Origin of the sequence: Streptomyces sp. NPDC058964, from assembly GCF_042741275.1 — a bacterium.
Lineage (GTDB): Bacteria > Actinomycetota > Actinomycetes > Streptomycetales > Streptomycetaceae > Streptomyces.
This window is the reverse complement of sequence record NZ_JBHYKH010000050.1, coordinates 11,932-21,391: the sequence shown is the minus strand read 5'-3', so window position 1 is coordinate 21,391 and position 9,460 is coordinate 11,932. Positions and strand designations below refer to the sequence as shown.

General features: G+C 73.1%; 6 protein-coding genes and 1 pseudogene. 4 read left to right on the top strand and 3 right to left on the bottom strand.

The features are described from left to right. Positions 1-73: 73 nt before the first annotated feature. The 3 genes from ACFW2E_RS09450 to ACFW2E_RS09440 all read right to left on the bottom strand — a co-directional run bounded on the left by ACFW2E_RS09450 (position 74) and on the right by ACFW2E_RS09440 (position 5,603). Positions 74-937, bottom strand: a complete 864-nt coding sequence (locus ACFW2E_RS09450; RefSeq protein ID WP_384463863.1) for a hypothetical protein — start codon at positions 935-937, stop codon at positions 74-76. Positions 938-1,132: 195 nt separating this feature from the next. After that, on the bottom strand, positions 1,133-4,267 hold the full coding sequence (locus ACFW2E_RS09445; RefSeq protein ID WP_384463860.1) for a sacsin N-terminal ATP-binding-like domain-containing protein: 3,135 nt from the start codon (positions 4,265-4,267) through the stop codon (positions 1,133-1,135). Positions 4,268-4,676: 409 nt separating this feature from the next. Continuing rightward, positions 4,677-5,603 carry a DUF3027 domain-containing protein gene (locus ACFW2E_RS09440; protein WP_384463857.1) on the bottom strand — a complete coding sequence of 309 codons (927 nt, stop codon included), beginning with the start codon at positions 5,601-5,603 and terminating at the stop codon, positions 4,677-4,679. A 312-nt stretch (positions 5,604-5,915) separates the two neighbouring features. Between ACFW2E_RS09440 and ACFW2E_RS09435 the strand changes: the two are divergent. From ACFW2E_RS09435 to ACFW2E_RS09420, 4 genes and pseudogenes are all read left to right on the top strand, one after another. After that, a pseudogene (locus tag ACFW2E_RS09435) lies at positions 5,916-7,340 on the top strand (MFS transporter). A gap of 62 nt (positions 7,341-7,402) precedes the next feature. Continuing rightward, positions 7,403-7,876 carry a DUF2771 domain-containing protein gene (locus tag ACFW2E_RS09430; RefSeq protein WP_384463854.1) on the top strand — a complete coding sequence of 158 codons (474 nt, stop codon included), beginning with the start codon at positions 7,403-7,405 and terminating at the stop codon, positions 7,874-7,876. 11 nt (positions 7,877-7,887) lie between these two features. Beyond that, positions 7,888-8,589, top strand: a complete 702-nt coding sequence (locus ACFW2E_RS09425; protein ID WP_384463851.1) for a futalosine hydrolase — start codon at positions 7,888-7,890, stop codon at positions 8,587-8,589. Continuing rightward, positions 8,586-9,460, top strand: an 875-nt coding sequence (locus tag ACFW2E_RS09420) for a 1,4-dihydroxy-6-naphthoate synthase (protein WP_384463848.1), incomplete at its 3' end; no start/stop codon positions are given. The genes ACFW2E_RS09425 and ACFW2E_RS09420, both read left to right, overlap by 4 nt.

Below are 9,460 nucleotides of genomic sequence, written 5' to 3'. Positions count from 1 at the left end.
GCTGGTCGACCGCGGTCTGTTGGTGAGGGCCGGCCTGGTGCGGGGGTGGGTCGCGCCCCCCGGAACTCAGTGCCTACTGCACGTCGACGTAGTCACCCGTGGCGTTGACCGCCGGGGTGGTCGAGGTGCCCGCGAAGCTGAAGCGGTAGTAGCCGTCGGCCGACGCGGTGGTCGTGGTCTTCAGGCTGCCGGTGGAGTCCGACGTGATGGTCTTCAGCGTGGTGTAGGTGCTGGAGTCCTTCTTGCGGAACTGCAGCTTCACCGACTGGCCGGTGTAGCCGTGGTACAGGTTGTCCTCCCAGTTGGCGCGGGACAGCTTGCCCGTGACCGTGATGGTCTTGCCCTTCTTCACCGGCTCCGGGGAGGCGTTGACCGTCAGCTTGGAGTAGCGCTGGACCTTGGTGGTGCCCAGGCCGCCCTGCACGGTGCTGTCGTTGGTGCTGTACTGGACGGCCAGGCCGCCGACGCCCCAGGAGCCGGCGTCGGAGTTCATCAGCTCGCCCATGTCGGGGTAGATGTCGATGAGCGCCGTGCAGCTGGCGGTCGTCGCCGTGACGGCGGTGCAGTCGGCCGGGGCGTCGCCGAACAGGACGTTGACCGCCGTGTCGGGCGAGGAGCCCTTGTACAGGAACGGGCCGTTGTCGAAGTCGTCGGAGTTGATGTCGTAGGCGGCACCGTGGGTCAGCGTGTAGGTGACCGTGGTGGAGACGTGGTTGGTGGTACCCACCTTGATCGCGCTGGCGATCTTGAGGTTCGAGAAGCTGACGCCCAGGTCGGCCGCCGTCGAGGCGGTGTACGCGGACTTGCCGGAGGCGGTGACCGCCTTCGCGGCTTCCGCCCGGTAGGACGGGGCGTCGGTGGCGTGCGCGGCCGGCACGACGAAGGCGGAGAGGGCCAGGGCGCCGGAAACGGCGGCCACGGTGGCGCGAATGCGCATGCGTTCCCCTGCATGGGAGAGGGGCCCCGACGGCGGGTCGTTCCTCACGGCTCGTCGTCGCCTCGGGGCCCGAATGATCATGGAGTCTGTTGACCCACGTGATCAGATCCGCAGCGGGTGGCGATGGTTGTACGGAAGTTGAATCTTTTGCAGATTAATTTTGAACGGTCGGTCCCGACCGGACGGGACCGGGCCTCAGTCGAACCAGCGGTCGCGTGCCAGCTCCTCCGTCCGGGACGGGTCCTCCAGCAGTGCCGCGACCTCGAAGCGGCGCGGCCACTGCCCGGCAGCCCAGGCCAGACCGGCGGCCACTCCCTCCAGGGTGGCGGCGTGCAGGACGCCGTCGTTCGTCAGCCGCCAGTCGATCTCCACGCCGTCGACGACCAGCTCCTCGTGTTCCAGGTACGTGTCCGGGGTGCGCGGACCCAGCAGCACCCGCACCGACTCGGGTACGTCGTGCTCGGCGCCCTCGGAGTCGACGGCGCCGGTCACGGACTCGCTCAGCCGCCGGACCTGGAACAGCTCGGCGAGCTCGGCGGCCCGGGACGGCCGCACGGGCAGCAGCGGCACACCCTCGGTGAACGGCAGCAGGTCGGGCGAGTCGACGACCACGGCGTCGGCCGCGTCCACGACCCCCGCCCGCCCGTCGACCACGGCCCGTAGCTCGTCCGGCAGGGTCACCTGCTCGGGATCGAGCTCCGCCAGCGCGCTGTACAGGCCGTGCAGCTGCGCCGGGGTGACCCGGCGCTCCGGGTCGGCCAGCCGGTCGAGCAGCTCGGCGGCGCCGCCCGGCTCGTCGAGCAGCGCGGCGACGGAGGTGCGTACCCCCAGAGCCCGCAGCACCTGCTCGTCCTCGAACCCGGTGGCATCCGCCTCGTCGTACAGCCCGCGCAGCAGCGGGTCGCCACCGGCCGCCAGCAGACCGGCGGGCCGGCGCCCGGCCAGCACCGGGTGCCCGCGCAGCCACCACGCCGTGTACGGCCGTACGACCTCGTGCGTGCCGTCCGGCAGCAGGATCCGCACCGGCTGGGTGAGCGCGTCGCGCAGCGGCGGACGGGCGAGCAGGGCGAGGGCCTGCGGCCAGTGCTCGTCGTCGACCAGGTCGAGGTCGCGCACGGCGACCAGCTCGGTGGCCACCGGCGGCACCGGACTGTCCGGGAAGCGGTCGAGGATGTCCTCGCACCACACGTCCACGGCGTCGAGCAGACCCGCGTCGTCGGGCTCCGCGAAATCGCCCTCGCGGGGCTCCAGTTCGTCCGGATCCAGGACCACGTCGGCGGCGCGGACGAGGGCGAAGTCGGCGAGGACACCACACGCGGCCAGCGGCCCTTCGCCCCACTTCTCCGCCAAGTCCGCATCGACGGCAGCCAGTTCACCCTCACGGATGACCTGCGCGAAGGCGCTCCCGGGGTAGACCAGTTCACCGGCGGGGGCGAGTTCGCCGTCCTCGTCGGGCAGGGCGAGGGCGCCCAGCCAGGGCTCGTCGCCGGGTTCGAGGCCCGCGTCGCGGACGAGGGCGAGGACGGTGTCGGCCAGCTCCTCGGCGTCCGGGGCGTCCTCTTCCCAGCTCGCCCCGCCCTCGTCGTCCAGGGAGGCGGCGACGGCGGCCCGCACCTGGGGCGTGGTGAGGACGGCCCGGGAGGTGGCGGGCAGGGCGCCGAGCTTCTCCAGAAGCGGATGGGCGGCGTCCGGGTGGGCGACCTTCAGCCCCAGCCGGGCCAGGATCTCCGGGGCGATGCGGGTGGCGTCCGGGGTGGGCAGCAGGACCTGGCGGGGCCCGACGGTGGTGCGCCGGTCGGCGAGCGGCACGGGCAGGCCGGACAGCCGGTCCGGGTCGACCCCGGCGAGGCTGTCGTAGAGCCGGTGCCACCAGTCCGGGTCCTTCTCCAGCCCGGCCAGCCGGTCGATCACATCGGCGAGCGGGAGACGGGCGACGCCCAGCGTGCGCAGTTCGACCCGGCGTTCGAGACCGGCGGGCAGCAGGGTGGGCAGCACCTCGGCCAGCACACGGACCGTGTCGGCGCCCGCGCCCTCGACGACCTCGGCGTCACGGGGGCGCAGGACGTCGGGGAGGTCCTCGGCGCCCTCGCCCGCGGGCTCGACGGCCGGCGGCAGGAAGGCGGTGCGCGGAAGGCGGTCGAGGACCGCCCGGCGGAGCGCGCCGTCGAGCTCGCCCTTGCCCAGGGGACCGGGCACGAGGCCGATGATGCCCTCCGTCACCGGGCGCCAGTCCGCCAGGAGTTGGGCGTACGCGTCGGCCGCGCGCTGCACCAGGAAGTCGGTCAGCGGGCCGGGGGCCGCATGACGGCGGGTGGTGTCCAGCGGGAAGGAGGCGATGAGCAGGGCGGGCACGCCGAGGGGCTCGTCGCTGGGGGTGGGGGCGTGGACGACCGGCGCGGTCCGGGGGCGGACGGGGCTGCCGTAGGCGTCGACCGGTACGGCCCAGGTGACCGACCAGTTGGGGCGCAGCCGCTCCTCCACCGGGCGGTCGGCGAGGAGGTCCGGGGTGAGCGGGCCCTGTCCGGTTGAGGTACGCCAGTGGGTGACGCCGTCGCGGGAGTCCTCCACGATCGTGAAGGGTCCGTCGATGCGGCGGGTGAGCGTGCGGGGGGCCTCGTCGTTGATCTCGACGACCACCTCCTCCAGCCCGGGGAGGGCGAGGAGGAGGGCGTCGTCGACCGCGTGCAGGAGGCGTTCGGCGAGGTCCGTGGCGGCCGTGTCGCGCAGCGGGAGGATGACGACCGTGTCGTACGGGTCCGGGGCGGTGCCCTCGGCGGCGAACGGGAGGCGCAGCAGGGGGACGTGTCCGTCACGCCGGCGGATCTCGTCGCCCAGTCCCGGACTGTGGCGGGCGGTGTCGGCGGCGAGTTCACGGGCCTCGGCGAGGGACCAGCGGACGCCTCCGTGCCGTCCCACGACGGCGGGTTCGTCGGTGACGGCGAGTACGGCGGCGAAGCCGACACCGAAGCGGCCGACGGTGCCCTGGCCCTCGTGGGCCTCGCGCTTCGCGGACGCGCGGAGAGTGGAGAGCGACTCGACGCCGGTCGCGTCCAGTGGGGCGCCGGTGTTGGCGGCGGCCAGGACGCCGTCGCGGAGAGTGAGGCGGAGGCGGCCCGGCGTCTTCGCCCGGGCGGCGGCGTCGGCGGCGTTCTGGGCGAGCTCGACGACGAGTCGGTCCCGGTAGCCGCCGAGGACCAGGTCCTCCTCGGCGTTGGCGTCCTCGCGAAAGCGGGCGGGACTGGTGGCCCAGGCGTCGAGGACACCGCGACGCAGACGGGCCGTCCCGAACGGATCGGCGCCTTCCGGGGCCCGGCGCACGAACTTGCTCACGTTCACTCTCCTCATCGGCGTGACGATGAAGGTACCGTGTCGCTGCTGCTGGGCTCGGTCCTGGCATGTTCGCCCGGTGGGCCGAGAGGTCCCGCCACCGGCTCCGCCCCGGACCCCCGTCGCCCACCCACCCGACTCGGTGGGCTGCAGGCTCACCGACACGGGGCTCCACCCCGGACCCCGGCGCGAACCGCGTCCCCTGCGCCCCGGCCCGGCCACCCACTCGGCTCAGTGGGCCGACACGAGCGCGCCGCGCCGGTGGGCTCCCCCCGCCGCCCCCGCTCGCTCGCCGGTCCGCACCGGTCCGCACGGCTCAGCCCGTCCGGCGTTCGAGGACGAGGCCGTTCAGGCCGATGCGGGACCGGGGGCGGCGCCCCGGGGCAACAGGAGCAGGCCGGACGACCCGCCGCTAGGAGTGACCGAGTTCCGCCGTGTCCTCGTCGGAGACGGCCGGTACCGAGCCGGAGTCCGGGGCCGGGCGCAGCGGGAAGGGGTCCACCTTCGTCTCGTCGATGACCGGAGCCGCCGGCTGGGGCGGCTTGGGCATGACCGCGGCTTCCGAGTGACCGCCGCAGCCGTACGTGAGGGACACGACACGCCCGTCCGCCGGGGAGAACTCGTTCGCGCAGATGCCGAACGCCTGGCCGAGGGAGCTGCCGAGGGGGACCAGGAAACCGCAGGTGACACAGGAGGCGGGGGCCGCCTGGGCCATGGGGGTCTTGGCGCCGAACGCCTCGTCCCAGCGGTCCGCGGCGACATGCAGGCCGTAGCGGGACAGGACCCTGGCCCGGCGCATGCCGAGTTCTTCGGCCACCGAGGCGATCGAACCCCTCGAGGGGGTCGTCGGAAGCGTGGCCGGGGCGCCGGGGGTGACCTCCGCGTCCTCCGCCTCCGCCAGTTCCGCCATCTCGTGCGACACGGGGGAGCTCGGCAGCGGCTCGTCCTCGCCGGAGTAGCCGGCCTCCAGACGCAGATCCTCCGCGTCCGTGGGAAGGAGGTCGCCGGGACCCATGTCACCGGGGCGCAGCCGCTCGCTCCACGGCACCCACTCCGGGGCGAGGAGCGCGTCGGGGCCCGGCAGCAGGACGACCTCGTCCAGCGTCACCACCTTCGCCCGGGACGCCCGGGCCACGGTCGCCGCCCAGCGCCAGCCCCGGTAGCCGAACTCCTTGCACTCGAAGAAGTGCGTGACAACGCGGTCGCCTTCGGACACCAGACCGACGTGCTCACCGACCACACCGGGGGCGGCGGCCTCCTCGGCCGCGGCGCGGGCGAGGTCGACCGCCTCGGCGCACAGACGGTCGGGGGTGCGGCTTCGCGTTGTCGCTGCGCTCACAGGTATCGCTTCTCTCCTACGCCGTCTCACGAGTGCGCCTGCCTCCGGCGGTGGGGCGGACGGAGCGGACCTGTGGGCCGCATCGACGTCCGCGTCCGATCGCGCTCGGGCGCACCTCTGCCATCCATTCTGCGGGATGGCTGAGATACGCACGCTACCTGTTCGAGTGCGCTCGGCCTACACCGACGGGACTCATTCGCCGCTTCGCGGTGTTGTTTCCTGCCCGCGCGGCGCGCGAGCGCCGGTCGGGCGCCCGACTCGCTCGGTTACAAAGTGCACTACGAACAACGTTCTCAGGGCACTATGAACGTCGTGGCAGCCGCGAGGTCGTCCCAAGGCGCCACCGGGGTCGGTGGGGTCAAGGGAAGCAGTCGAGGTGGCGGTGCGGGCCGGATGCGCGGTGCCGTCCGCTCCGTCGGCCGTGCCCTGCACTTCCCGGTCACCGGGACCGCCCGCGGTATCCGGAAGGCGACCCACGCGCACGGCGCGGGCGAGTCCGGGCTCGGCAAGCTGATCGAGCTGCACGCCGTGAACGGCGCCGGCGATGTCATGATCACCGTCGCCCTCGCCTCCACCGTCTTCTTCTCGGTGCCGACCGACGAGGCCCGCGGCCGTGTCGCGCTCTATCTGGCCATCACCATGGCCCCCTTCACGGTCCTCGCGCCCGTGATCGGCCCGCTCCTCGACCGTCTGCCGCACGGCCGCCGCGCCGCGATGGCCGGGGCGATGCTCGCCCGTGCCCTGCTCGCGCTGATCATCTCGGGGGCCGCCGCCAGCGGCAGCCTGCAGCTGTATCCGGCCGCGCTGGGGGTGCTCGTGGCCTCGAAGGCGTACGGGGTCGTACGCAGCGCGGTCGTACCCCGGCTCCTGCCGCCCGGCTTCTCGCTGGTGAAGGCGAACTCCCGGGTCACCCTCGGCGGACTCCTGGCCACCGGGATCGCCGCCCCCGTCGGCGCCGGACTGCAGGCCCTCGGGGCGCGCTGGCCGCTCTACGGCGCCTTCCTGATCTTCGTGGCCGGTACGTTCCTGTCCTTCTAGCGGGCGCCGTAGGTGCACTCGCCCTCGGGCGCGGTACTCGCGCTGCTCGCCGCCGCCGTCGAACAACTGCCCGGGCCGCACCGCCCGCCGGTGAAGCGGCCGGGGCTGCGCACGGTCGGCCCGGCCGTCACCCACGCCCTCGGCGCCAACGCCGCCCTGCGCTGCCTCTCCGGCTTCCTGATCTTCTTCCTCGCGTTCCTGCTGCGCGAGCACCCGCTGACCGGCGAGAGCGCGGCGGTGTCCATGGGGATAGTCGCCGTCTCGGCGGGCGTCGGCAACGCGCTGGGCACCGCGGTCGGGGCGTGGCTGCGGTCACGGGCGCCGGAGATCATCATCGTGACCGTGGTCGCGGTGGTGCTCGGCACGGCCGTCGTGGCGGCGGTGTTCTTCGGCGCCTTCCTGGTGGCCTGTCTGGCCGCGGTCGCCGGGTTCGCGCAGGCCCTCGCCAAGCTGTCCCTGGACGCGCTGATCCAGCGGGACGTGCCGGAACGGGTCCGCACCTCCGCGTTCGCGCGCTCCGAGACGATGCTGCAGATGGCGTGGGTGTTCGGCGGCGCGATCGGCATCGTGATGCCGCTCAACGGCACGCTGGGCCTGGCGATGGCCGCCACGATCGTGGCCGCCGGCTGGCTGACCACCCTGCGTGGGCTGCTGAGCTCGGCACGTCAGGGCGGCCGGTCACGACCGCGAGTGGCGTAACGAACCGGGCACGCCGCACCCCACATGGGGGGACCGCCCCCGGCGCCCGATAGCCTTCGGCCATGACCACGCTGCAATCCGTTGTGCGACGCCGCCGCGCCGTCGCAGCCGCCGGCGCCGTTTCCGCCGGACTGCTCGTTCTGTCCGCCTGCGAGAAACCGAGCCCGATGGCGACGATCACCGTCGGCACGAGCTCGGTCAGCTCCGAGGCGACCTGTTACAACGACGGCAACACCCTGGACACGGCCGCCATCGCCAAGTGCATCACCGCCAAGGACATCAAGTCCATCAAGGTGGACCCGGACGAGACCGTGCGCTTCGGCGTCGACCCGAAGATCGCGGACAGCGGCTGGACCATCCTGATGAACGGTCAGCCGCTCACCGACTCCAGCAACAAGACGTACCGCACCATCCCGGGCAGCGTGTTCTTCAACGCCCAGTACGGTGCGTCGGGCAACACCACCACGGTCTCCATCAAGGAGGGCGAGAAGACCGTCCAGGGTCTGTGGTCCTTCAAGCTGAAGAAGGACTCCTGACCACGTCTTCCATGCGTGTGCTCGTGGCCACCGCGGTCCCCGCCGAAAGGGACGCGGTGGCTCGGGCGTTCACCGGCCCGATGCGGGAGCTGACGCTCCCCGGGGCGGTGCTCCGGCGGACCGCCGGTGCGTACGACCTCCTCGCCGCCGGCGTCGGTCCGGCCCTCGCCGCCGCCTCCACCGCCGCGGCTCTCACCGCCGCCGCCCTGGACGGCACCCCCTACGGCCTGGTCGTCTCGGCCGGCATCGCCGGCGGATTCCAGCCCGCGGCGCCCGTCGGCTCGCTGGTCGTGGCCGACGAGATCACCGCCGCCGACCTGGGTGCCGACACGCCCGACGGCTTCCTTCCGGTGACCGAGCTGGGCTTCGGGGCCGTCAGCCACCGTCCACCGGAAACACTCGTACGAGACGTCGCGGCGGCGACCGGAGCGCGCGCGGGAGCCGTGCTCACCGTCTCGACCGTGACCGGCACGGCCGCCCGCGCGGCGGAACTCCGCGCGCGTCATCCCCGTGCCCTGGCCGAGGCCATGGAGGGTTTCGGGGTGGCCGAGGCGGCCGGCGCCCACGGTGTGCCCGTCCTGGAGCTGCGCGCGGTCTCCAATCCGGTCGGCCCGCGCGACCGCGCCGCCTGGCGCATCGGCGACGCCCTCGAGGCCCTCACCGAGGGCTTCGGGAAGCTCTCGCCCGTCCTGGAGAGTTGGAGACCCATATGAGCCCTGTGAGCCCTGAGGACCGTCGGCTGCGGATCGCGTACTCCCCCTGTCCCAACGACACCTTCGTCTTCGACGCCCTCGCCCACGGCCGTGTGCCCGGCGCGCCGGCGCTCGACGTGACGTTCGCGGACATCGACATCACCAACGGAATGGCCGAACGCGGCGAGTTCGACGTACTGAAGGTGTCGTACGCGGTGCTGCCGTACGTCCTCGACGAGTACGCGCTGCTGCCCTGCGGGGGCGCGCTGGGCCGGGGCTGCGGTCCGCTGGTGCTCACCCGGGAGGCCGGGACCGACATGACGGGTCGTACGGTCGCCGTGCCCAGCGAGAAGTCGACCGCGTATCTGCTCTTCCGCCTCTGGGCCGCGGACACGCTGCCCGGCGGGGTCGGCGAGATCGTCGTCATGCCGTTCCACGAGATCATGCCGGCGGTGCGGGACGGGAAGGTCGACGCGGGTCTGGTGATCCACGAGGCGCGCTTCACGTACCAGAACTACGGGCTGCACAAGCTCGCGGACTTGGGCGAGCACTGGGAGGACACGACCGGTCTGCCGATCCCACTGGGCGCGATCGTCGCCAAGCGCTCGCTGGGCGAAGACGCGCTGCGGCTGCTCGCCGAGTCCATCCACACGTCCGTGCACGCGGCCTGGGACGACCCCGAGGCCTCCCGCCCGTACGTGATGGAACACGCCCAGGAGATGGACCCGGCCGTCGCCGACCAGCACATCGGGCTGTACGTCAACGAGTTCACGGCGGAACTCGGCGAGGACGGATACGCGGCGGTCAGGGGTCTGCTGACACGCGCGGCGGGGGGGGGGCGGGGTGGTGCGCCCCGCCCCCCACCCAACCGCCAGAACAGCACCACGACGAC

Bases quoted from the DNA above. Each gene is read 5' to 3' on its own strand.
- ACFW2E_RS09450 (WP_384463863.1), bottom strand. From the start codon at position 937: ATGCGCATTCGCGCCACCGTGGCCGCCGTTTCCGGCGCCCTGGCCCTC.
- ACFW2E_RS09430 (WP_384463854.1), top strand. From the start codon at position 7,403: ATGACCACGCTGCAATCCGTTGTGCGACGCCGCCGCGCCGTCGCAGCC.
- ACFW2E_RS09425 (WP_384463851.1), top strand. From the start codon at position 7,888: ATGCGTGTGCTCGTGGCCACCGCGGTCCCCGCCGAAAGGGACGCGGTG.